The sequence below is a fragment of the Cupriavidus sp. 96C5-1 genome (genome assembly GCF_057798855.1).
In genome coordinates this window covers 445,725-469,738 of the sequence record NZ_JBYOJU010000001.1, presented here as the reverse complement: position 1 = coordinate 469,738, position 24,014 = coordinate 445,725, and the positions used below count along the sequence as shown (strand labels likewise).

Below are 24,014 nucleotides of genomic sequence, written 5' to 3'. Positions count from 1 at the left end.
TTATCGGGCGGGAGCCGCCACACCATGCGCATGTCCCTCGCCATGCGCATGGTGTACATCCTTGGTAACGAAGTAGATGGCGCAGATCCCCGTGGCTACCAGTACAACCTGGATGATGGACTCGCGCCAGCGCGGCTTGCGCTGCATCTGCGGCATCAGATCGCTGACGGCGATATAGACAAAACTGCTCGAGGCAATCACCAGCACATAGGGAATCCAGCTGCTCATCTGGTCGAGCAGGAAATATCCCACCAGGCCGCCGGCGATGGCCGCTACGCTGGACAGCAGGTTGAAGGCAAAGGCGCGCGCCTTCGAAAAACCAGCGTTGAGCAGCACGATGAAATCGCCCACTTCCTGCGGGATCTCGTGGGCGGCGATGGCCAGCGCGGTGACCAGCCCGATATGCGGGTCCGCCAGGAACGCCGCGGCGATCACGATGCCGTCGGCAAAATTGTGGAAGGTATCGCCCACCAGGATGGTCAGGCCGCTGCGCCCGGCTTCCTCGCGGTCATGCCCGTGGTGGTGGTGGTGCCCGTCGCCCTCGTGGTGATGCGAGTGGCGCAGCAGCGCGACCTTCTCGAGCAGGAAAAAACCGAGCAGGCCGGCCAGCAAGGTACCGAACAAGGCGCGCGGATCGGCACCCGACTCGAACGCCTCCGGCAGCGAATGCAGCAGGGCCGTGGCCAGCAGCACCCCGACCGAGAAGCTCACCATGCGCTCCACCACGCGCGAGGCTGCCGTCAGCGTCAGCAGCGCCGCCCCAAAGATACTGCCCACCCCCGAGATAGTGGCGGCAAGCAGGATATAGGCAAGGGTGGAATGGATGATAGGCTCCCGGGATCGGTTATGCGCCCCTGGGGAGCAGCATCGATCTCAAACGCAACACTGTTGCAAGAAACGAAGCCCGCATTGTACGTAGATTGGCGCCGACTTTGCAATGACCATCGTCAGCGCGTGTACGCGAGAGGGGAAAGGCGGCGGCGCCAACGCCACGCGCGCCGCTCAGGAGACGCCGTGCTGCCTGAAGGATGCCAGGCAGCGCTGCCAGCCATCCCTGGCGTCGGCCTCGCGATAGCTCGGGCGATAGTCGGCATTGAAGGCATGGCCGGACTCGGGATAGACCACGAAGACCGACGACCTGGCGTTCGGGTTGCCCGACTCCGCCAACGCCGCCTTCATCTTTTCCACCTGCTCCTGCGTGATACCGGTGTCCTTGCCGCCGTAAAGCCCGAGTACCGGCACCTTGAGCTCGCCGACCAGATCGATCGGGTTCTTCGGCTTGATGAGCGTGGGCTCGCCCATCAGCTGGCCGTACCAGGCCACGGCAGCCTTGACCTGCCGGCTGTGCGCGGCGTAAAGCCAGGTCACGCGCCCGCCCCAGCAAAAACCGGTGATGGCCAGCTTGCCGGTATTGCCGCCATTGGCCGCGGCCCAGGCCACGGTGGCATCGAGATCGCCCATGACCTGCTCGTCCGGCACCTTGGAAATCAACCTGGCCTGCAACTCCTGGATGGTCCCGAAACTGCCGGGATCGCCCTGGCGCGCAAACAGCTCCGGGGCGATGGCCAGGTAGCCCAGCTTGGCGAAGCGCCGGCAGATATCGGCGATATGTTCGTGCACCCCGAAGATTTCGCTGACCACCAGCACCACCGGCAGCCTGGTCTTGCCTTCCGGCTGGGCACGGTAGGCGGGCATGCTGAAACCACCCGAGCCGATCGTGACCTCGCCCGCGGTCAGGCCGGCGAAATCGGTCTTGATCGCCTGCGCCATCACGGGCAATGCGGCCGCGGCAAATGCCGAGCCCAGCGCGGTCTTGACGAAAGACCGCCGGTCAAAGGACTGGCCGGGGACAAGGCTTTCCACTTCTGGCTTCAGCATGCGGTCTCCTGTTTGGTTTGGCTTGGATGGCCGATCCGGATGGGCAAGGCATGGCGGCGCGGCAGCCGGAAACAGGCTCCGATTCTAAGCAAACATGGCGACAAACGCACGCGGCCGGCGGACGGGGGCCAGGACCGCCCCCGCGCCGGCACCCGTCAGTGCAGTTTCACGCGCGGACTGGTCTTGCTGCGCAGCCAGTGGGTCACGGTGTCCAGCCCCATGCGCACGGCGCCGTGCAGCGCCAGGACATGCATGCGGTACAGCGAGGTGTACATGACGCGCGCCATCAGCCCCTCGATGAACATCGAGCCGCCGATCAGGCCGCCCATCAGGCTGCCGACCGCGCTGAAGTGCCCCAGCGAAACCAGCGAGCCCAGGTCCTTGAACGCGAATGCCTGCAGCGGCTTGCCATTGAGGCGTGCGCGCAGCGCATCGAACAGGAACATGGCCTGCTGGTGGGCGGCCTGGGCGCGCGGCGGCACGGCGCTCTGCTTTTCGGGCCAGGGGCAGCTGGCGCAATCGCCGAAGGCAAAGATATCGGGATCGGCTTCGCTCTGCAGGGTGGGCTTGACCACGATCTGCCCCATCCGGCTCACCGGCAGGCCCAGGGTGGCCAACACCGCGGGCGCGGTAATGCCGGCGGCCCAGACCGTCAGGTCGGCATCGATGCGTTTGCCGCTGGCGGTCAGCACCGCATCGGCCGTGACCTCGGTCACGCGCTCGCCGGTGAAGACCTCGATATCGAGCTTGTGCAGCAGCTTGGTGGTCTCGGCGGAAACCCGCTCGGACAGCGCGGGCAGGATACGCGGGCCGGCCTCGATCACGTGGATGCGCACATCGCGGCGCGGGTCCAGCTGGTGCAGGCCGTAGGCGCTGAGGACATGCGCGGTATTGCGCAGCTCCGCCGAGAGTTCGACGCCGGTGGCGCCGGCGCCGATGATGGCGATGTCCACGCGCGGCCGGCCGTCTTCGCCGAGCCGCCCGCGGCCGTTCTGTGCACGCACGCAGGCGGAAATCAGCCGGCGGCGGAAGCGCTCCGCCTGCTCGACGGTGTCGAGCGCGATGGCATTCCCGGCAGCGCCGGGCACGCCGAAGAAATGCGTCACGCAGCCGATCGCCAGTACCAGGGTGTCGTAGGGGAGTTCGCGCGCCGGCAGCAGCTCCGAGCCGTCGAGGTCGACGCAGCCCGCCACTGAAATGGTCTTGCGGGCGCGGTCGATGCCGGTCAGCTCGCCTTGCTGGAACTCGAAATGATGCCAGCGCGCCTGCGCGACATACTCGAGCTGATGGGTGTTGGGATCCATGCTGCCGGCTGCGACTTCATGCAGCAGCGGTTTCCAGATATGCGTGGGCGAGCGGTCCACCAGTACCACCTGCGCGGCCCCGCTCTTGCCGAGCTTGTCGCCCAGCCGCGTGACCAGTTCCAGCCCGCCTGCCCCGCCTCCGACTACGATGATGCGATGCGCCCTTCCCTCTGTGCTCATGATCTACCCAGTGTCGTCGATATTTTTTTGCCGGGGGCACGACGCGAGCCAGTGGCCTCGGCTTTGCGCCAGTTTGCTGCACAGCAGCACGACTGGCAAGACGCCATTCACCGATTCAGCGGTCGCTTCAATCGGAAGCAGGATGCAGGAATACCGCGGCGGCGGCAATCCCGGCGCGGGCCGGAAGGCCGCCCCGGGGCACTGGATACAAGCTCAGCGGGTCAGTGCGCTTCCTCCCAATTGCTGCCGCTGCCGACCTCGGCCACCAGCGGCACGCGCAGCGTCGCCACATTGCACATCAGTTCCGGCAGCCTGACCTTGACCAGCGCCAGCTCGGCCTGCGGCACTTCCAGCACCAGTTCATCGTGCACCTGCATGACCTGGCGCGTGGCCAGGCCATCGCGCTCGATCCAGCCCTGCACGGCGATCATGGACAGCTTGATCAGGTCGGCGGCCGTCCCCTGCATCGGCGCATTGATGGCGGCACGCTCGGCGCCCTGGCGGCGCGGACCGTTGCCGCCGTTGATATCGGGCAGCCACAGGCGGCGGCCGAACACGGTCTCGACGAAACCCTGCTCGCGCGCGGTCTGGCGCGTTTCTTCCATGTACCGGGCCACGCCGGGGTAGCGCATGAAATAACGGTCGATATAGTGCTTGGCCGCCTCGCGCTCGATACCGAGGTTGCCAGCCAGGCCAAAGGCGCTCATGCCGTAGATCAGGCCGAAGTTGATGACCTTGGCGTAGCGGCGCTGCTCGCTGCTGACGGCATCCGTGCCGACCCCGAAGATCTCCGCGGCGGTGGCCCGGTGCACGTCCTCGCCCTCGGCGAAAGCGCGCATCAGGTTCTCGTCGCCCGAGATATGGGCCATGATGCGCAGTTCGATCTGGGAGTAGTCGGCCGACACGATGACGTTGCCCGGCGCGGCGATAAAGGCCTCGCGGATACGCCGGCCTTCCTCGGTGCGCACCGGGATGTTCTGCAGGTTGGGCTCGGTCGACGCCAGCCGGCCGGTCACCGCGGTGGTCTGTCCATAGCTGGTATGCACGCGCCCGGTGGCCGGGTTGACCATCTTCGGCAGCTTGTCGGTGTAGGTGGACTTGAGCTTGGCCAGGCCGCGGTAGTCCAGCAGCAGCTTGGGCAGCGGATAGTCCTCGGCGAGCTTCTGCAGCACCTCTTCGTCGGTGGAAGGCGCGCCGCTGGCGGTCTTCTTGACCACCGGCAGCTTCATCTGGCCAAACAGGATCTCGCCGATCTGCTTGGGCGAGCCCAGGTTGAACGGCTGGCCCGCGGCCGCATAGGCGGCCTGTTCCAGCTCCAGCATGCGCTGGCCAAGCTGCGCGCTCTGCGCGCCCAGGCGATCGGCGTCGATCAGCACGCCGTTGCGCTCGATCTTCTGCAGCACCACCGAGACCGGCATTTCGATCTGCTCATAGACATAGCGCAGCCCCGGCAGCGCTTCCACCTGCGGGTACATATTGCAGTGCAGCCGCATCGTGACGTCGGCATCCTCGGCGGCGTACTCGGTGGCGCGCGCAATGTCGATCTGGTCGAAGCCGATCTGGCTGGCGCCCTTGCCGCACACTTCCTCGTAGCTGATGGTCTTGAGGCCGAGCAGGCGCTCGGCCAGGCTGTCCATGCCATGGTTGCGGTGCGAAGCCAGCACGTAGCTCTGCAGCATGGTGTCGTGCGCGATGCCGCGCAGGTTCACGCCATGATTGGCGAAGACGTGCGCGTCGTACTTCAGGTTCTGGCCGACTTTCGCGCGCGACGGATCTTCCAGCCAGGCGCGCATGCGCTCCAGCACGGCTTCGCGCGAGAGCTGGCCATTGGCCTCCAGGCCGACCACATCGGGGCCGCGGTGGCCAACCGGGATATAGCAGGCTTCGCCCGGCTCGATCGACATCGAGATGCCGACCAGTTGCGCCTGCATCGGGTCCAGCGAGGTGGTTTCGGTGTCGATGGACACCAGCGGCGCTGTTTCGATGCGGCGCATCCAGGCTTCCAGCGCCGCCTCGGTCGCCACGGTCTCGTAGCGGATCTGGGCCGGTGCCGGTGCATTGTCGAACAAGCCGCCCTGGGCCGGGCCCGCGTCCGCTCCCGCCGCGCCGGCAGCAGGCTGCGCCGCGCTTGCGCGCGCCTGGGCATGCGGATTGGGCAGGCTTTCGCCGGTCGCCTCGCGCAGCCAGGTCTTGAAGCCATAGCGCGCAAAGAACTCGATCAGCTTGTCCTTGTCCTCGCCGCTCTCCTTGAGCTTGTGGAAATCGGCCAGCGAGCTCTTCAGGTCGCAATCGGTCTTGACCGTCACCAGTTCGCGGGCCTTGGGCAGCCACGCCAGCGTATTGCGCAGGTTCTCGCCAACCACGCCCTTGATGCTGGCGGCGCTGGCCATGACATCGTCGAGCGTGCCATATTCGGTGAGCCACTTGACCGCGGTCTTGGGGCCGACCTTGGGCACGCCGGGCACGTTGTCCACGGCATCGCCGATCAGCGAGAGGTAGTCGACGATGCGCGCCGGCGGCACGCCGAACTTGGCCACGACGCCGGGCGGGTCGAGCACCTCGCCGCTCATGGTGTTGACCAGCGTGACATGATCGTCGACCAGCTGCGCCAGGTCCTTGTCGCCGGTGGAAACCACCGTGCGCATGCCTTCGCCGGTAGCCTGGCGGGCCAGCGTGCCGATCACGTCGTCGGCCTCCACGCCCTCCACCACGACGATAGGCCAGCCCAGCGCGCGCACCGCTTCGTGGATCGGCTCGATCTGCCTGGCGAGGTCTTCCGGCATCGACGGGCGATGCTCCTTGTACGCAGGATAAAGGTCGTCGCGGAAGGTCTTGCCCTTGGCGTCGAACACGCAAGCGCTATACTCTGCCGGAAAATCGCTGCGCAGCTTGCGCAGCATATTGATCATGCCGTAGATTGCCCCTGTGGGCAGACCCTCCCCGTTCCTCAGATCCGGCAGGGCGTGATACGCGCGATACAAATAGCTCGACCCATCGACGAGCAAGAGTGTTTTTGGACTATCCGACATTCCCATGGACTCAAAATTGACTGGTGCCGCCGCAGGCGGTGCGAACGCCGCCCCCCTCTCCGACGCAGCCGGCGCCGGTAACCCGGCGGCGGCCATCAAGCAGGCCGCCGAAGGCAGGATTGTCCCCGCGGCCGATATGGACGTGAACGTGACGGTCGGCGCCGCTGCCGATGGCCCGGGAGACACTGCCCCGGCCGCCGGCATCCGCGCCAACCCGCGCAAGATGATTCCCAGCCTGCGTGCGCTGGCCGATGAAGACCGCGCAACCGCAAAGAAAGCGCGCGCCTCGTGGCAAATGTTCACGATTATGGCAGAGTTCATCGAAGCCACGGAGTACCTGTCCGAGATCCGTCCCGCGGTATCGATCTACGGCAGCGCGCGCCTGCGCGAGGATTCCCCCTACTATCAGCGCACCATCGAGATCGCCCGCCTGTTCTCCGACGCCGGCTTCGCAGTGATCTCGGGCGGCGGCCCCGGCATCATGGAGGCGGCCAACAAGGGCGCCCATGCCGGCAAGTCGGCCAGCGTCGGCCTGAACATCGAGCTTCCGCACGAGCAGCAAGGCAATCCCTACCAGGATATCGCCATGCGCTTCCGGCACTTCTTCACGCGCAAGGTGACTTTCGTCAAGAACTCGGACGCCTTCATCGTGATGCCCGGCGGCTTCGGCACGCTCGACGAACTGGCCGAGGTCCTGACCCTGGTGCAGACCGGAAAATCCCGGGCGGTGCCGGTGGTGCTGTTCGGCAGCCGCTTCTGGAAGGGCTTGCTCGACTGGTTCCGCTTTACCCTGCTGCCGATGGGACTGATCGCCGAGCACGACCTCGATCTGATGAAGATCGTGGACGAGCCGCACGAAGTGCTCGAAGCGGTATATGAGTACTACGAGCAACGCGGCGGCGACAACCCGATCCCGCCCAAGGAAGAAATGTTCTACCTGTAAGCCGGCTGGGCCCGGGCCGGCCATCCGGCTCCCGCCCGGTGCCAGCCTGCCGGGTTGGCGGCGGGGGCCCATGCGGCGCCGTGCGGTCCTGCAAAGGTGGCCGCCGGGTCACCGCAACGGCCAGGCGCGGGCAGGAATTGCTAGAATGGAAGCCTGACACACTGCCAAAGCCCGGCGTCGCCGGGCTGCAGCGCCATTCGCGGCGCAGCAAGCCCACGGCCTGCTGCGCTGCACAGGAGCCTTAGATGATCTCCCCCACACTCCAGGCCACCGCGCGCGCGGAAGAGCCGGAGACATTCCCAGCCGCCGCACGCGCGCTGGCGCTGGCAGCCTTGCTGGCGCTTGGCGCCCCCGGCGTGGCCATGGCGCAGCAGGACGCCGAGCAGGCGGGCGGCGCGCTGACGCAGCAGGAATTGAACCAGATCAACAACCGGCCGATCGTCTCGCCTGCCAAGACCCAGATCAACAAGCCGCGCGAGCCGAGCTTCAAGCTCGATGAACCGGACGGCACCCAGATCCGCGAATACCGGAACAAGGGCCAGGCCACCGATATCGAGGTCAAATCGGGCGTCGGCACCAGGTACCAGATGAGCAAGCCGGAGGACAGCTCCCCGAAGATCCGCGACCGCGAAATGAACCGCGTGCCTTCGGTCAACGTGCTGCAATTCTGAGATCCGGGCTCCGAGCTCCGGCATGCCCGGTCTTTGAGCCCTGTTGTCCGATTTCCCCCGACCCCGCCAGACGATCCGAGGCGGGGCCGCGCCGGCCCTGCCGGCATCCATGCCGCGGCGGAGCGCAGCTTTGCGTCCGCCGCCATCCGTTTCGATTCACGCAAAGAGTATGGCCGTATTCACCACGGTCTCGCCGGACGAGATCGCCAGTTGGCTCCTTGATTACAACCTGGGCGAAATGCGCGACCTGCGCGGCATTGCCTCGGGCATCGAGAACAGTAATTTCTTCCTGACCATGGAGCAGGATGGCAGCACGCGCGAATACGTGCTGACCATCTTCGAGCGCCTGACGTTCGAGCAGCTGCCGTACTACCTGCACCTGATGGCCCACCTGGCATCGCACGGCATCAGCGTGCCGGCGCCGGTCCCGGGCCGCGACGGCGAGATCCTGCGGACCCTCAAGGGCAAGCCGGCGACCATCGTCACGCGGCTGCCGGGCAGCTCGCAGCTGGCGCCCGGCGCCGAGCATTGCGCGGAAGTGGGCGGCATGCTGGCGCGCATGCACCTGGCCGGCCAGAGCTATCCGCGCCAGCAGCCGAACCTGCGCAGCCTGCCGTGGTGGCAGCAGACCGAAGCCGAGATCCTGCCCTTCCTCGACGCCGGGCAGCGCGCCCTGCTGCAGCAGGAACTGGTCCACCAGACCGCCTTCTTCGACAGCGCCGATTACGCGGCGCTGCCTGGCGGCCCCTGCCATTGCGACCTGTTTCGCGACAATGCGCTGTTCGAGGACGATCATGCCGGCCACTACAGGCTGGGCGGCTTTTTCGACTTCTACTTCGCCGGCAACGACAAGTGGCTGTTCGACCTGGCGGTCACCGTCAACGACTGGTGCATCGACCTGGCCACCGGTACCCTGGACCATGCCCGTGCCCAGGCCCTGCTGCGGGCCTATCATGCGGTCAGGCCGCTGGGCGACATCGAATCGCAGCGCTGGCGCGACATGCTGCGCGCCGGTGCGCTGCGTTTCTGGATTTCCCGTTTGTGGGACTTTTACCTGCCGCGCGAGGCCGACATGCTCCAGCCTCACGACCCGACCCATTTCGAACGCATCCTGCGCCGGCGCATCGAAGCCGCCGCGCTGCCCTGGACCTGACCGTCATGCAATTACTGGAAGTTTCCGCCAAGGAAGGTTATGTCTGGTTCCGCCAGGGTGTCTGGCTGTTCCGCAAGAACCCGCTCGCTTTCCTGATGCTGCTGTTTATCTACCTGATCACCGCGCAGCTGGCGGTGTTCGTGCCGCTGATCGGCATCATCGCGCTGCTGGTGGTCACGCCGGGGCTATCGGTGGGCATCATGACCGCCTGCCGCGAGGTGATCCAGAACAAACGCGTGCTGCCCACGGTGCTGCTGGCCGGGTTCAGGGGCAACGGCAAGCAGGCGAGCCGCAACCTGCTGGTGCTGGGCGGCATCTATGCCGGGCTGGTATTCGTGCTGAGCCTGATCGCCGGCAGCCTGGTGGATATCGGCACGCTGGTGCCGATCCTGCTCAAGGAGGAAGCGCCCTCGGCCGAATCGGTGCGGCAGCTCTACTTCGCGCTGATGGTCGGCGCCGCGCTGTACACGCCGATCGCCATGCTGTTCTGGTTTGCCCCGCTGCTGACTGCCTGGCACGACGTGCCGCCGATCAAGGCGCTGTTCTTCAGCTGGACCGCCTGCTGGCGCAACCGCGGCGCGTTCTTCGCCTACGCCGTGGTGTTCGCCGTGCTGCTGGTGGCAATCCCCTTCGTGCTCGAGGCGGTGTTCGGCGCCCTGGGCGCGGAAGGCATCCTGTCCTTCCTGGTCACGCCGTATTCGCTCCTGATGCTGGCGATCATGTATTGCTCCTTCTACGCCACCTACCGCGGCTGCTTCAACGTGGTCCCGGAGGAATCCGGCGGCAAGACCGACTACGCCGCCTGACCCGGCCCGCCCGGCCGCTCAGGGCATGGCATGCATGCCGAACAGCCGGGCCGCGTTGCGGTCCGGCGCCTCGCGCGACGGCCCCAGCCAGTCCCATACCCCGCGCTGCAGACCGGCATAGCTGGCCTGTGCCTCGTGATTGGTCCATGGCCAGTCCGACCCCCACAGCAAGGCCTGTTCGCCCAGGCAGTGGAGCCAGTCCGCTACCACGCCTGCCAGGCCGGCCCCCACGCGGTACGGCGCGCTCAGCTTGACATAGACCTCGCGCTGCTCGCGCCAGTGCCGCGCGCAAGCCAGCATCCGCGCATCGCCTTGCGCGCCGCCCGCGGGCTTGCCGAAGTGGTCCAGCACCAGCGCGATCGGCACCGGCGGCAGCCATTCCCGCAGTTCGGCCAGCCGGCCCGGCTCGGTATGCAGCTCCAGGTGCCAGCCCAGCGCGTGGGCCGCCTCCAGCAGCACCGGCCAGCGCGCATCGCGCCATGCCGGGTCGTCCTGCCGCCCCACCATATTCCAGCGCAGGCCGCGCACGCCGATGCCATGCAGCCGCGCCAGTTCGCCGGCCGACGCTTCCGGGCCGAGCACGCACACCCCGCGCAGCGCGCAGGACGTTGCCAGCGCCGCTTCCAGCTCGCTGTTGTCGGTGCCAAAGAAACTCGGCTGCACCACCACGCCCGCGCGCACGCCATGCACCCCGGAGAGGGCTTGCCACTGCGCCAGGCTGGCGCCGTAGGCGGGCCGGTAGCGGGCGCCGCCCACGGCGGGCGCCTGCGCGGAAAACACGTGGAAGTGCGTATCGATCTGGAACATGCTGGTTCTGGGTGGGCGGACAAGACGGAAGGCGCCGGGCGGCAACACACGGGTCGATTGACATCCCGCAACCACCATTCTATGCTCTAGTCCTATAGATGACTAGAGTTCCCGTCGACATGGCGCAACCGCCACGCCGGGATGCATCATGGAGACACGCATGCCGAATCGTTCCGCCCTGCCCGCCGCGGCCGACACCCATCCCGACGACTCGCCCGCCAGCCTTGCCGCGCCGCGCTGGGCGCGCATCGCCACCGCGCTCAAGGGCCGCATCCTCGCCGGCGAATGGGCATCCGGCACGGCCATTGCCGCGGAGAGCGCGCTGGCGGAACACTATGGGGTGGCGCTCGGCACCATGCGCGCGGCCATCCAGGCGCTGGTGGACCAGGGGCTGCTCGAACGCGTGCATGGCCGCGGCACCTTTGTCCGCGGTGCGCTGACGGGGGCGACCATGGCGCGTTTTTTCCGCTTTGGCGATGCCGGCTCGGAGATTCCGGAGTCGCGCATCGTGTCGCTGCGCACGCTGGCCGCGCCGGCGGAGATTGCCGCGCAGCTCGGGCTGGCGGCGGGCACGCCGGTGCTTCGCCTGCTGCGCCAGCGCGGCTGGGAAGGCAAGGTCCGGCTGCTGGAGACCATCTGGCTGCCGGCAGCGCTGTTCAGCGAACTGGCCACGCTCAAACCGGCCGAGTTCGCCCCCCTGCTCTACCCGATGTACGCCGAGCGCTACGGCATCACGGTCAGCCGCGCGATCGACGACCTGCGCTTTGCCCGGCTGGGCGCGCGCGAAGCCACGCAGCTGGGATTGCCGGAAGGCCATCCGGCGCTGGCGGTGAACCGCGTCGCCTTCGATCTCGCGGGCCGGCGCGTCGAGTTCCGCCAGACGCTCGGCAACGCCGACGATTTCCACTATCGCGCCGAAGTGCGCTGACCCCCAGGCAGCGCGCCAACGGCGACAGCCGGCGCGTCAACCGTACCGACAATACTCCCGAGGAGACCCATGCGATTCCCCGTCCGACTTTGCGCCACCGCCCTGTGCTGGCTCGCCGCCGGCAGCAGCGGGCTGGCCCACGCCGAGGCCTGGCCCGCCGCCAAACCCATCCGCCTGGTGGTCACCTATGCACCGGGCGGCGGCGCCGACACCATGGCCCGCATGATCTCGCCACGCCTGGGCCAGGAACTGGGCCAGACCATCGTGGTCGACAATCGGCCCGGCGCGGGTGGCCAGATCGGTACGGACCTGGTTGCCAAGTCGGCCCCGGATGGCTACACGGTGCTGCTCGACGCCGCCTCGTTCGCCTCCAATCCCTCGCTCTACAAGAAACTGCCGTACGACCCGGTCAAGTCCTTCATCCCGGTCTCGGTACTGGCGCTCTATCCCAATATGCTGGTCGTGAACCCGCAGTTCCCAGCCAGATCCGTGCAGGAACTGATCGCCATGGCACGCGCCAAGCCCGGCGGCATCGCCTACGCGTCATCGGGCAACGGCTCGGCCCAGCACCTGGCAGGCGCGCTGTTCGCCCAGCGCATGAAGCTGGATCTGCTGCACGTGCCGTACAAAGGGGGCGGCCCCGCCATGGCGGACGTGATTGCCGGCCAGGTGCCGGTCTTCTTCGCCAATACGGCCTCCGGCCTGCAGCATGTGCGCGCCGGCAAGCTGCGCGCGCTCGCGGTGACCGGCGCGAAGCGCACGCCCATCCTGCCGGATACGCCAACGCTGGCCGAGGCAGGCGTGCCGCGCTATGAGGTCTACGAATGGAATGGCGTGTTCCTGCCGGCCGGCACGCCGCCGGATATCGTCAAGCGCCTGTCGGAAGCGATCCGCAAGGTCATCAACCTGCCCGAGAACCGGGAGCGGGTGACCAGCCTTGGCGGGGAAATCGTGGCCGGTACGCCGGCGGAGGCGGCGAAGTTCATCCAGGCCCAGACGAGCGAGTGGGCCAAGGTCATCAAGGACGGCAACATCCAGGTTGACTGAAGGCGTGAATAAGTCTGCTGCGCGGTCCCGGGCGGCTCGCTACGATTTCTTCCCCCTTCGGGACGGCTGTGGCACAACAGGCGCGATGCGCCCATTGCAGCAATGCCCGGGGCGCGGCTCGGATCCCGAGCTTTGCCCCGCTCCCGCAGCTCAGTCGATCGGATCCAGTTTGGCCACGGCCAGTGCCAGCCACTTGGCGCCGTGGCGCTTGAACTTGATGTTGGCGCGGGCATCCGCGCCCTCGCCTTCGAGCGCGGTGATCACGCCTTCGCCAAACTTGTTGTGGAATACGTTCTGGCCGATGCGCAGGCCCGAGCCGGCCTGGCGCTTGGCGTCGGCATAGCCGTTGCCGGTGTCCATGCCGCCGGTGGGCTTGGTACCGGAATACGGCACGTCTTCCGGCTTCTTGAACCAGTCGCGGCCCCAACCGCTCTCATTCTGCTGGCGGCGCGGGGAGCCGCCGTAGGCTTGCGCCGGCGGCTGCAGCCACTTGAGCGAGGTCTCGGGCAGTTCCTCGAAGAAGCGCGAGCGCACGTGGTAGCGCATCTGGCCGTGCAGCACGCGGCTCTGGGCGAACGACAGGTACAGCCGCTCGCGCGCCCGCGTGATCGCCACGTACATCAGGCGGCGCTCCTCCTCCAGCCCGTCGGCCTCCATGGCGCTGTTCTCGTGCGGGAACAGCCCTTCCTCCAGCCCGGTGATGAAGACCGCGTTGAACTCCAGGCCCTTGGCGGCGTGCACGGTCATCATCTGCACCGCGTCCTGGCCGGCCTGCGCCTGGTTGTCGCCGGCTTCCAGCGAAGCGTGGGTGAGGAAGGCCACCAGCGGCGTCATCACCACCGGCAGCGCCTCGGGATCCAGCACCTGCTGGGCCTGGTCGCCGTCGGCCAGCGCCGGCACGGCTTGCGCGCCATCGCGCCCGACCGGAATCGCGCTCGCCAGCGCATCCAGGCCGAAGCCTTCTTCCATCACGAACGCCTGCGCCGCGGTCACCAGTTCCTGCAGGTTCTCGATGCGGTCCTGGCCTTCCTTCTCGCCGCGGTAGTGGGTGATCAGGCCGCTGGTATTGGTCACGTATTCGACCGTTTCCGGCAGGGTCATGCGGCGCGTCTCGGCACGCATCTGCTCGATCAGCCGCACAAAGGCGCCCAGCGAACTGCCGGCCTTGCCAGGCACATAGGCCACCGCCTCGGCCAGCGAACAGTCGTACTGCCGCGCCGCATCCTGCAGCGCCTCCAGCGAGCGCGCGCCGATGCCGCGCGTGGGGAAATTCACCACGCGGCCAAAGGCGGCGTCGTTGCGGGGGTTTTCCAGCAGTTGCAGGTAAGCCAGCGCGTGCTTGACTTCGGCGCGCTCGAAGAAGCGCAGGCCGCCGTAGACGCGGTAGGCGATGCCCGACGAGAACAGCGCGTGCTCGATCACCCGCGACTGCGCGTTGCTGCGATAGAGGATGGCGATCTCCGAGCGGCTCATGCCCTGCGCGATCAGGTCGCGGATCTCCTCCACCAGCCAGGAGGCCTCCTGGCCATCGGAGCCGGCCTGGAACACCCGCACCGGCTCGCCATGCCCGGCGTCGGTGCGCAGGTTCTTGCCCAGGCGGCGCGCGTTGTGGGCGATCAGGTGGTTGGCCGAATCCAGGATGTGGCCGTGCGAGCGGTAGTTCTGCTCCAGTTTGATCATGTGGCGCACGCGGAACTCGTGCTCGAAATCGCGCATATTGCCGACATTGGCGCCGCGGAACGCGTAGATGCTCTGGTCGTCGTCGCCCACCGCGAACACCGCCGCCGGGTTCTGCGTGCCAAAGCCCGCCAGCAGCTTGAGCCACTGGTACTGCAGCACGTTGGTGTCCTGGAACTCGTCCACCAGCACATGGCGGAAGCGGTGCTGGTAGTGCTGGCGGATGGCGTCGTTGTAGCGCAGCAGTTCGTAGCAGCGCAGCAGCAGTTCGGCGAAATCCACCACGCCTTCGCGCTGGCACTGCACGTCGTAGGCGGCATAGAGGTCGACGAAACGGCGGTTGAAGTCGTCGTTGGCCTCCACGTCGGCCGGCCGCAGGCCCTGTTCCTTCGCGTTATTGATGAAGTACTGCAGGTTCTTGGCCGGGTACTTCTCGTCGTCGACATTGAGCGACTTGAGCAGGCGCTTGAGCGCGGAGAGCTGGTCCTGGCTGTCGAGGATGGCGAAGGTCTGCGGCAGGCCGGCGTCGCGGTAGTGGGCGCGCAGCATGCGGTTGCACAGGCCGTGGAAGGTGCCGATCCACATGCCGCGCGTGTTGATGGGCAGCATCGAAGTCAGCCGCGTCATCATCTCCTTGGCCGCCTTGTTGGTGAAGGTCACCGCCAGCAGGCCGGCCGGCGAGACCCGTCCGTTCTGGATCAGCCACGCGATGCGGGTGGTCAGCACGCGCGTCTTGCCGCTGCCCGCGCCAGCCAGGATCAGCGCCGGCTCGTCAGGCAAAGTGACGGCGGCAAGTTGTTCAGCGTTGAGATTGGCAAGCAGGTCGGACATCGGGTGGGCCTTGTGGAGTGCCCCGAATTATACCGGGCAGCCCCCCTCCACCGCGCCATGCCCCTCCCCGTGCCCACCGAGCCACCCGGCGCGCCGCCCGATGTCGCAGAAACCGCACAAAGCGGAAAGCGCCACCTTCCCGCGGCGGGATCCGGATCGGCGCAAAGCCGCGGCAAAATGGCATCGCCAGGCCGGCTACGGGCCGAAATCGCGCACCCTCCAGCCGCCTCCCCTATAATTTGACGTTTTCCCGGCGCGTTGCCCCTGCCCGCCTGGCCCGCAGAATCCGACGTAATCATCGACATCCGAGCATGACCGCCCAAGACCAGTCCCTTGCCAAGAGCTTCGAACCCGCCGCCATTGAGGCCAAGTGGGGCCCAGAGTGGGAGAAGCGCGGCATCGCGAAGCCGACCCTCGATCCGGAGCGCCCGGACTTCTGCATCCAGCTGCCGCCGCCCAATGTGACCGGCACGCTGCACATGGGCCATGCTTTCAACCAGACCATCATGGATGGGCTGGCCCGCCATGCCCGCATGAGCGGCGCCAACACCCTGTGGGTGCCGGGCACCGACCACGCCGGCATCGCCACCCAGATCGTGGTGGAACGCCAGCTGGAAGCGCAGGGCGTGTCGCGCCATGAACTGGGCCGCGAGACGTTTACCGAGAAGGTCTGGGCCTGGAAGGAAGAGTCCGGCTCGACCATCACGCGCCAGATCCGCCGCATGGGTGCTTCGATCGACTGGAGCCACGAATACTTCACGATGTCGCCGGAAATGTCCAAGGCGGTCACGGAAGTGTTCGTGCGCCTGTTTGAACAGGGACTGATCTACCGCGGCAAGCGCCTGGTCAACTGGGATCCCGTGCTGGGCACCGCGGTGTCCGACCTGGAAGTGGAGAACGTCGAGGAAGAAGGGTCGATGTGGCACATCCGCTATCCGCTGGCCGAGCCCGACGCCGCGCATGGCCTGACCCACCTGACGGTGGCCACCACCCGCCCCGAAACCATGCTGGGCGACGTGGCCGTGATGGTGCACCCGGAAGATGAACGCTATGCGCACCTGATCGGCAAGTCCGTGCACCTGCCGCTGACCGGCCGCGATATCCCGGTGATCGCCGACGACTACGTCGACCGCGAATTCGGCACCGGCGTGGTCAAGGTGACCCCGGCCCACGACTTCAACGATTATGCGGTAGGCCAGCGCCACAAGCTGCCGCAGCTGTCGATCCTGACCCTCGACGCGAAGATCGTCGCCGATGCGCCCGCCGCCTACGCCGGCCTGGACCGCTTCGAGGCGCGCACCCGCATCGTCGCCGATCTCGAAGCCCAGGGCCTGCTGGCCGAGGTCAAGAAGCACAAGCTGATGACCCCGCGCAGCGAGCGCACCGGCAGCGCCATCGAGCCGATGCTGACCGACCAGTGGTTCGTCGCCATGAGCAAGCCGGCGCCGGAAGGCACCTTCAACCCGGGCCGCTCGATCGCCGAAGTGGCGCTGGACGCCGTGCGGAGCGGCGAGATCAAGCTGATCCCGGAAAACTGGAACAGCACCTACAACCAGTGGCTGGAGAACATCCAGGACTGGTGCATCTCGCGCCAGCTGTGGTGGGGCCACCAGATCCCGGCCTGGTACGACGAGGCCGGCAAGTGCTTCGTCGCCCGCACCGAGGAAGACGCCCTGGCGCAGGCGCGTGCAGCCGGCAGCACCGGCGCGCTGCGCCGCGAGGACGACGTGCTCGACACCTGGTTCTCGTCTGCCCTGGTGCCCTTCTCCTCGCTCGGCTGGCCGGCAGAAACGCCGGAATTGCAACATTTCCTGCCCTCGTCGGCACTGGTTACCGGCTACGACATCATCTTCTTCTGGGTGGCGCGCATGGTCATGATGACCAAGCACTTCACCGGCAAGGTGCCGTTCCACACCGTGTATGTGCACGGCCTGGTGCGCGATTCCGAAGGCAAGAAGATGAGCAAGTCCGAGGGCAACACCCTGGACCCGGTCGACCTGATCGACGGCATCGAGCTCGAGCCGCTGCTCAGGAAGCGCACCACCGGCCTGCGCCGCCCCAAGGACGCGCCCAAGATCGAGAAGAAGACCAAGAAGGAATTCCCCGAAGGCATTCCCGCGTTTGGCGCCGATGCGCTGCGCTTCACCTTCGCCTCGCTGGCCACGCTGGGCCGCAACATCAACTTCGACACCGGCCGCTGCGAAGGCTATCGCAACTTCTGCAACAAGCTGTGGAACGCCACGCGCTTCGTGCTGATGAACACCGAGGGCCACGACTGCGGCATGGGCCCGTGCAGCAATGACTGCGGCCCCGACGGCTACCTGCACTTCTCGCAGCCGGACCGCTGGATCGTGTCGCTGCTGCAGCGCGTCGAAGCCGAGGTGGAGAAGGGCTTCGCCGAGTACCGTTTCGACAATATCGCCAGCGCCATTTATAAGTTCGTTTGGGACGAATACTGCGACTGGTACCTGGAACTGGCCAAGGTCCAGATCCAGAACGGCACGCCCGCACAGCAGCGCGCCACCCGCCGCACGCTGCTGCGTGTGCTGGAAACGGTACTGCGCCTGGCCCACCCGGTCATCCCCTTCATCACCGAAGAGCTGTGGCAGAAAGTGGCGCCGCTCGCCGGGCGCGCCAGCGGCGACGGCAGCGAGACGCTTGCGCTGCAAGCCTATCCGCTGCCTGCCGTGGCCAAGATCGACGAGGCCGCGGAGCAATGGACCGCGCAGCTCAAGGCCGTGGTCGACGCCTGCCGCAACCTGCGCGGGGAAATGAATATTTCGCCCGCCCAGCGCATTCCGCTCTATGCGCAGGGCGACAGCGCCTTCCTGACCTCGGCCCAGGCCTATGTGCAGGCGCTGGCGAAACTTTCGGAGGTCAAGGTGTTCGAAGATGAGAATGCCCTGATGGCCGAAGGTGCTGGCGCACCCGTCGCCATCGTCGGCGCCAACCACCTGTTGCTGAAGATCGAAATCGACGTGGCGGCGGAACGCGTGCGCCTGTCCAAGGAAATAGAGCGTATCAGCGCCGAAATCGGCAAGTGCCGCGGCAAGCTCTCCAATGAGAGCTTTGTCGCCAAGGCACCGCCCGCCGTCGTCGCGCAGGAAACCCAGCGTCTGTCGGATTTCGAACAGACCCTGGGCAAGCTGCAGGATCAACTGCAGCGTCTGCCCGCATGAGCTTTGCGTCACCAGCAGGGATGCCCACACCGTAATGATAAGGAAACCTGATATGGAAACCCGTGTCACCAAGGCTGTCTTCCCGGTAGCCGGTCTCGGCACCCGCTTTCTGCCGGCCACCAAGGCAAGCCCGAAGGAAATGCTGCCGGTGGTCGACAAACCCCTGATCCAGTACGCCGTGGAAGAAGCCATGGCCGCTGGCATCACCGAGATGATCTTCGTGACCGGCCGCTCCAAGCGCGCCATCGAAGATCACTTCGACAAGGCCTATGAGCTCGAAGCCGAGCTCGAGGCCAAGAACAAACAGGCCCTGCTCTCGCTCGTGCGCTCGATCAAGCCGTCGCACGTGGAGTGCTTCTACGTGCGCCAGCCCGAGGCGCTCGGCCTCGGCCATGCGGTACTCTGCGCGGAGAAGCTGGTTGGCGACGCGCCGTTCGCCGTGATGCTGGCCGACGACTTGCTCGACGGCGTTCCCCCGGTGATGAAGCAGATGGTGGATATGTACGGCCACTACCACTGCTCGGTGCTGGGCGTCGAAGAAATCGCGCCGGAACAGAGCCGCTCCTATGGCGTGGTGGCTGGCCGCGAATGGGACGAAGGCGTGATCAAGGTATCGGACATTGTCGAGAAGCCCGCGCCCGAGAACGCCCCCTCCAACCTGGGCGTGGTTGGCCGCTACATCCTGACCCCGCGCATCTTCGACCACATCCGCAACCTCAAGCCGGGCGCCGGCGGCGAGTTCCAGCTCACCGACGCAATCCAGTCCCTGCTTAGCCAGGAACAGGTGCTGGCCTATCGCTACAATGGCGTTCGCTACGATTGCGGCAGCAAGCTGGGCTACCTGAAGGCGACCGTGGAGTTTGCGCTCAAGCACCCCGAGGTAATGGACGAGTTCAGCGCCTACCTGCGCGCGCGCGGCTGAAGGCATGAACACCTGAAGCACCGCCGGCGATGCACGGCCATGAAAAACGGCGCCCGCGGGCGCCGTTTTTCATGGGCAATCGACCTTGCTGGCGCGCCTAGCGCCGGCGCATGTAGAACACAAACACCTTGTCGACTTCCTGGTGCGACAGCAGCTCGTTGCCGGTCTGCTTGGCAAATGCCTGAAAATCGCGCGTGGCGCCCGGATCGGTGGCGAGCACCTTGAGCACATCGCCGCTGGCCATGTCGGCCAGCGCCTTCTTGGTACGCAGGATCGGCAGCGGGCAGTTCAGGCCACGCGCATCCACTTCTTTCTGGAACTCCATTCCTCTCTTCCTTGGTTCTGGGCGTTCAGGGCCTGCCATGCCGCATGCGTCACGGCAACCGTGCCTGCCTCTATCGCATTATCGCGTCGCCGCTGTCTATGAGCGGTATTGTAGCGAAGCATCGCGCTGGCGCGGGTCGGGGATATCCTCCCCGGTCTGGCGATCGAAGAAGCGCACCGGATAGCTACGCGAGGCAAGCCAGTCGGCCACCGCGAAGCCCGTGCCCGCCGACCAGATCCGCATGTCCTCGGGCGCCACCAGTTTGTAGTCGGCCAGTTCCTCGGACAGCGAGACGGTGCCGCTGGCTTGCACATGGTAGGCGATGATCAACTCGTTCTTGCGCATGAACTCATAGACGCCGATCAGCGATACGGACTGGGCGTCGAGGTTGGTCTCCTCCTTCAGTTCGCGCGCCACGCCATGCTCCGGCGTTTCGTCGCGTTCCAGGAAACCGGTCACCAGCGCAAACATTTTTTCCGGCCATGCGGCATTGCGCGCCAGCAGCAGCTTGCCTTCGTACTCCACCACGGCAGCCAGCACCGGCAGCGGGTTATTCCAGTGAACGAAACCGCATTCTGGCTGGATGCAGGCATCGCGCTCGCGGCCGGCATGCGGCAGCACCTCCAGCGGCGAGCCGCATTGCGGACAGTATCGGTAGACGGACATGCGGGGGGCTCCTGTTATTGTGGTTTTGCGGCGTGGTAGCTGGTAGCGTCGGGGCGCTTCAGCCTTGTGCGGCTGCCGGGCCGGACGGTGCACAGGCGCCGCAGGCAATGCGCATGTCGGCAGCCAGCGCCTCGACGGTTTCAGGCTGCAGGTCCCACGCGCACATGAAGCGGCAGCCACCGGCACCGATAAAGGTATAGAAGCGCCAGCCCTTGGCACGCAGGGCTTCGATGGCCGGCAACGGCAACTCGGCGAAGACCGCGTTGGACTCGGTCGGGAACATGATGCGCACGCCGGGAATGGCGGCGATGCGGTCGTGCAGCAAGCGCGCCATGGCGTTGGCGTGGCGGGCGTTGCCCAGCCAGACGTCGTTCTCCAGCAGGCCCAGCCACGGCGCCGAGATAAAGCGCATCTTGGAAGCCAGCTGCCCGGCCTGCTTGACGCGATAGGCGAAGTCCTCGGCCAGCTTGCGGTCGAAGAACACCACCGCCTCGCCCACCGGCAGGCCGTTCTTGGTGCCGCCGAAACACAGCACGTCGACTCCGGCGCGCCAGGTGATCTCGGACGGATGCACACCCAGCGACGCCACGGCATTGGCAAAGCGCGCGCCGTCCATATGCACGCGCAACTGGCGGCGCTTGGCGATGGCGGCGATGGCGCGGACTTCCTCGACCGTATAGACGGTACCGACCTCGGTCGATTGGGTCAACGACACCACCTTGGGCTTGGGATAGTGGATATCGGAGCGGCGCGTCACCAGCGCTTCGACCGCGTCGGGCGTCAGCTTGCCGTTGGCACCGGGAGCGGTCAGCAGCTTGGAGCCGTTGGAGAAGAACTCCGGGCCGCCGCACTCGTCGGTTTCGATATGCGCCAGCTCGTGGCAGATCACCGAATGGTAGGACTGGCACAGCGCCGATAGCGCCAGCGAATTGGCGGCGGTGCCGTTGAAGACGAAGAACACTTCGCAATCGGTCTGGAACAGGTCGCGGATGCGGTCGCAGACCTTCTGCGTCCACGAATCGTCGCCGTAGGCCTGCTCGTGGCCGCTGCCGTTGGCTTCGAGGAAATACCTGAGCGATTCCGGGCAGAAGCCGGCGTAGTTGTCGGAGGCGAAATGCTGCATGGGGGAATCCGTTGCGGGTGGCGAGGCAGGTGCCGCGGGCATTGAGGCTGATGGTCTCCGGCCCGTGGCGGATTGGCGTCGCGCCTGGCTTACTTCTTGTCAGCCCACAGTTCGCCGGCGGTGGCCCAGTTCTCGCGCTTGATATCGGTGATGATGATGTCGACGGCCGAGGCTGAACAGCCCAGCGTTTCGCAGGTGACGCGGGTGACTTCCTCGACCAGCTTGCGCTTTTGCTCGATGGTTCGGCCTTCGAAGAGTTCTACATGGTAAGTCGGCATGGTCTGGCTCCTGTTGCCTGGTGGTCCGGCTGTTTTGAGAATGCGGCGAGCGCCCGGCCTCCGGGCCGGCGCTTGCGGTTCAGGGGTAGCGGGGCGGACACCGGCGTGAAGCCGCTGCCTCAATCGCGATACGAAGCATCGATTCTATCGAGTTTGCGCAACAGCGATGGCCACTCCATCTCGCCCTCCAGCGCGCCGCCGTCGTATAGCTGCTCGGAGGCGCGTATCGCCAGCGCCGGCGGCGGCTGCACCACCTGCCCACCGGCCTGCGCACCCAGCTGGATCTCGCAGGCCTTGACCAGGGTCGCCATCAGCACGTAGGCCTCGGCCACGGTCCGGCCCACCGTCAGCGTGCCATGGTTGCGCAGCAGCATGGCGGGATGCTGCCCGAGCGATGCGGTCAGCCGCGCACCCTCGGCAGGCGTGAAGGCCAGGCCCTCATAGTCGTGATAGGCCAGCCGGCCGTAAAAGCGCAGGGCATGCTGCGACAGCGCCAGCAGGCCGCAGGCCTGGGCCGACACCGACACGCCGGCGCTGTTGTGCAGGTGCATCACGCACACCGCATCGGGGCGTGCGGCATGCACCGCGCCATGCAGGGCGAAACCGGTGACGTTGACCGGATGCGCGCTATCGCCCACCACCTCGCCGCGGCCGTTGATCTTGACCAGGTCGCTGGCGCGGATCTCGTCGAAGGCAAAGCCGAAGGGATTGATCAGGAAATGATCCGGCTCGCCAGGCACGGCTGCCGAGATGTGCGTGTAGATCAGGTCGTCCCAGCCTTGCAGGGCACACAGCCGATAGGCCGCCGCCAGGTCGGCGCGCATGCGCAGCTCGGCTGCTTTGACTGGCTGGGAGATGCCCGCCGCGCGGGTGGGCTGCAAGGCAAAGGACATGAATCGGCTCCTGCGCCGCGCCCTGTCATGCGCCGGTTTTGCCAACCGGAGCGGGGACGGCGAAGGCGATACTGTAGCGCAAGCCGGCGGGCGGCGTCAGGCCGCCGGCGTCTCTCGGGCCGGTGCCGGGGCGGGCCCGGCACGCCCCATCCACGCGAAGATCGCCCCGCCCAGCAGCAGGGCCGCGACGGCGCAGCAAAGCGAAGCGGCGAAGCCGCCGCTGCGGGCCACCAGCGCCGTGGCCAGCGGCGGCCCGACGATCTGGCCAAGGCCGTAGCTGGCGGTCATCAGGCCCATCAGCCGCTGTGCCTGGCCACCCCACAGGCGCCGCGCCTCGCGCATGGCAAATGCCACCAGGGCATTGAAGGGCAGCCCGGCCAGCAGGCTGCTGAGCGCGAAGCCCGCGACCGTGGGCCAGACCACCGCGATGGCCACGCCGATCGCCTGCATGGCGTAGGTGAACGCCAGCAGGCGGCGATTGTCGCGCCCGGTGCTCACTTTCGATGCCGCGAAAGCGCCGATGGTCACGCCCGCGCCGAAGATGGGCCAGAACAGGTCCGCCCACAGCGAGCCCGGCATGGCCTGGCGCGCGATCACCGGCAGGAAGGTGGCGGTGATGATGTAGCCGAAGCCCGCCAGGCCATAGGCCAGCGTCAGCAGCCACGTTTCGCGGTCCAGGCGCGGGGCCGCCCGGGCCGGCGCGGCGGGACCCTCATGGCGGGCGCCGCGGGATGCCGGCCGGAACACTTGCCAGACCATGCCGACCAGCGCCACCGCCAGCGCGCCGAAGGCCAGCCAGCCCCAGCTCGCGCGCCAGCCCGCGCCTACCATGGCGAAGGCGGACACGCCGGTGACCACGATGCCGATGCCAGGCCCGCAGAAGATCAGGCCGCCCAGCGGCGCCCGGCCAAGCTCGGCAAGCCTGTGCATGCACCAGGCGGTGGTGTAGACCATGGTCAGCGCGCTGGCCACGCCGGCCGCCGCGCGCCACAAGCCCCAGGCGGCCATGCCGCCGGGCGCCGCCATGCCAAGCGTCAACAGTACGGTGGCCGCCAGGCCATACCTGACCATGCGAGCCGGATCGGGATGCATGAACAGGCAGGCGGCAGCGCCGGCAAAGTAACCCAGGTAGTTCAGCGTAGCCAGCCAGCCGCCCTCGCCCAGCGTGACGGCGCCGTCATGCAGCATCATGGGCAGCAGCGGCGTAAAGGCGAAGCGGCCGATGCCCATCGCCACGCCCAGCGCGACCAGGCCCGCCAGGGCCACGGCCCAGGCCCCGGGCTGCGTCCGCGCCGCGGCGCTGGCGCCGCCGGGCTGGTGGTCCGCGCCGCCCATCTAGGCGACCGCCCGGAGCGAAGGGGGGGAAGGGACGGG

Annotated in this window: 20 protein-coding genes; 8 read left to right on the top strand and 12 right to left on the bottom strand. The window is 66.9% G+C overall.

From position 1 onward, the window contains the following. From AC3FOF_RS02150 to polA, 4 genes are all read right to left on the bottom strand, one after another. Positions 1-828: a ZIP family metal transporter gene (locus tag AC3FOF_RS02150; RefSeq protein WP_051078656.1), complete on the bottom strand. Its 828-nt coding sequence runs from the start codon at positions 826-828 to the stop codon at positions 1-3. Between the two features lie 174 nt (positions 829-1,002). Next, complete coding sequence (locus AC3FOF_RS02145) at positions 1,003-1,878, bottom strand: dienelactone hydrolase family protein (RefSeq protein ID WP_017231354.1); 876 nt, start codon at positions 1,876-1,878, stop codon at positions 1,003-1,005. 155 nt (positions 1,879-2,033) lie between these two features. Further along, positions 2,034-3,362, bottom strand: coding sequence for an NAD(P)/FAD-dependent oxidoreductase (locus AC3FOF_RS02140; protein ID WP_276267019.1), 1,329 nt, complete (start codon positions 3,360-3,362; stop codon positions 2,034-2,036). A 221-nt stretch (positions 3,363-3,583) separates the two neighbouring features. Further along, entirely contained in the window at positions 3,584-6,391 is a 2,808-nt protein-coding gene (gene polA, locus AC3FOF_RS02135; protein ID WP_488725646.1) for a DNA polymerase I, read from the bottom strand. 4 nt (positions 6,392-6,395) lie between these two features. On the opposite strand from polA, the gene AC3FOF_RS02130 reads away from it, so the two are divergent. The 4 genes from AC3FOF_RS02130 to AC3FOF_RS02115 all read left to right on the top strand — a co-directional run bounded on the left by AC3FOF_RS02130 (position 6,396) and on the right by AC3FOF_RS02115 (position 9,964). Next, entirely contained in the window at positions 6,396-7,334 is a 939-nt protein-coding gene (locus AC3FOF_RS02130; protein WP_488725645.1) for an LOG family protein, read from the top strand. A 245-nt stretch (positions 7,335-7,579) separates the two neighbouring features. Continuing rightward, entirely contained in the window at positions 7,580-8,005 is a 426-nt protein-coding gene (locus AC3FOF_RS02125) for a hypothetical protein (RefSeq protein ID WP_276267016.1), read from the top strand. A 169-nt stretch (positions 8,006-8,174) separates the two neighbouring features. Further along, complete coding sequence (locus tag AC3FOF_RS02120; RefSeq protein ID WP_488725644.1) at positions 8,175-9,158, top strand: homoserine kinase; 984 nt, start codon at positions 8,175-8,177, stop codon at positions 9,156-9,158. Between the two features lie 5 nt (positions 9,159-9,163). Further along, entirely contained in the window at positions 9,164-9,964 is an 801-nt protein-coding gene (locus AC3FOF_RS02115; protein ID WP_017230596.1) for a BPSS1780 family membrane protein, read from the top strand. Between the two features lie 18 nt (positions 9,965-9,982). Here the strand turns inward: AC3FOF_RS02115 and AC3FOF_RS02110 are convergent, their stop codons facing one another. After that, positions 9,983-10,771: an amidohydrolase family protein gene (locus tag AC3FOF_RS02110; protein WP_488725643.1), complete on the bottom strand. Its 789-nt coding sequence runs from the start codon at positions 10,769-10,771 to the stop codon at positions 9,983-9,985. A gap of 160 nt (positions 10,772-10,931) precedes the next feature. Here AC3FOF_RS02110 and AC3FOF_RS02105 point away from each other — a divergent pair, with 160 nt between their 5' ends. After that, on the top strand, positions 10,932-11,699 hold the full coding sequence (locus tag AC3FOF_RS02105; protein WP_276267012.1) for a GntR family transcriptional regulator: 768 nt from the start codon (positions 10,932-10,934) through the stop codon (positions 11,697-11,699). Between the two features lie 69 nt (positions 11,700-11,768). Next, on the top strand, positions 11,769-12,746 hold the full coding sequence (locus tag AC3FOF_RS02100) for a tripartite tricarboxylate transporter substrate binding protein (RefSeq protein WP_017226022.1): 978 nt from the start codon (positions 11,769-11,771) through the stop codon (positions 12,744-12,746). A gap of 150 nt (positions 12,747-12,896) precedes the next feature. Here AC3FOF_RS02100 and AC3FOF_RS02095 read toward each other — a convergent pair whose 3' ends face one another. Then, entirely contained in the window at positions 12,897-15,254 is a 2,358-nt protein-coding gene (locus AC3FOF_RS02095; protein WP_017226021.1) for a UvrD-helicase domain-containing protein, read from the bottom strand. 311 nt (positions 15,255-15,565) lie between these two features. On the opposite strand from AC3FOF_RS02095, the gene AC3FOF_RS02090 reads away from it, so the two are divergent. Both AC3FOF_RS02090 and galU read left to right on the top strand, forming a co-directional pair. Further along, positions 15,566-18,433 (top strand): valine--tRNA ligase, encoded by a 2,868-nt coding sequence (locus AC3FOF_RS02090; protein WP_488725642.1) that lies wholly within the window; start codon positions 15,566-15,568, stop codon positions 18,431-18,433. Positions 18,434-18,485: 52 nt separating this feature from the next. Next, positions 18,486-19,355: a UTP--glucose-1-phosphate uridylyltransferase GalU gene (galU, locus tag AC3FOF_RS02085; RefSeq protein ID WP_017226019.1), complete on the top strand. Its 870-nt coding sequence runs from the start codon at positions 18,486-18,488 to the stop codon at positions 19,353-19,355. A 97-nt stretch (positions 19,356-19,452) separates the two neighbouring features. On the opposite strand, the gene AC3FOF_RS02080 is transcribed toward galU, so the two are convergent. From AC3FOF_RS02080 to AC3FOF_RS02055, 6 genes are all read right to left on the bottom strand, one after another. Then, positions 19,453-19,680 (bottom strand): sulfurtransferase TusA family protein, encoded by a 228-nt coding sequence (locus AC3FOF_RS02080; protein WP_011297045.1) that lies wholly within the window; start codon positions 19,678-19,680, stop codon positions 19,453-19,455. A gap of 96 nt (positions 19,681-19,776) precedes the next feature. Further along, the gene (locus AC3FOF_RS02075; RefSeq protein ID WP_017226018.1) at positions 19,777-20,346 is read right to left on the bottom strand and encodes an NUDIX domain-containing protein; all 570 of its coding nucleotides are present in this window, start codon (positions 20,344-20,346) and stop codon (positions 19,777-19,779) included. Positions 20,347-20,404: 58 nt separating this feature from the next. After that, a complete protein-coding gene (locus AC3FOF_RS02070; RefSeq protein ID WP_017226017.1) occupies positions 20,405-21,469 on the bottom strand; it encodes a threonine aldolase family protein in 1,065 nt (354 codons plus the stop codon). 89 nt (positions 21,470-21,558) lie between these two features. After that, positions 21,559-21,747, bottom strand: a complete 189-nt coding sequence (locus tag AC3FOF_RS02065; RefSeq protein ID WP_017226016.1) for a 4-oxalocrotonate tautomerase — start codon at positions 21,745-21,747, stop codon at positions 21,559-21,561. Between the two features lie 119 nt (positions 21,748-21,866). Continuing rightward, complete coding sequence (locus tag AC3FOF_RS02060) at positions 21,867-22,640, bottom strand: class II aldolase/adducin family protein (RefSeq protein WP_276267008.1); 774 nt, start codon at positions 22,638-22,640, stop codon at positions 21,867-21,869. A gap of 96 nt (positions 22,641-22,736) precedes the next feature. After that, a complete protein-coding gene (locus AC3FOF_RS02055) occupies positions 22,737-23,975 on the bottom strand; it encodes a YbfB/YjiJ family MFS transporter (protein WP_276267007.1) in 1,239 nt (412 codons plus the stop codon). Positions 23,976-24,014: the final 39 nt, after the last annotated feature.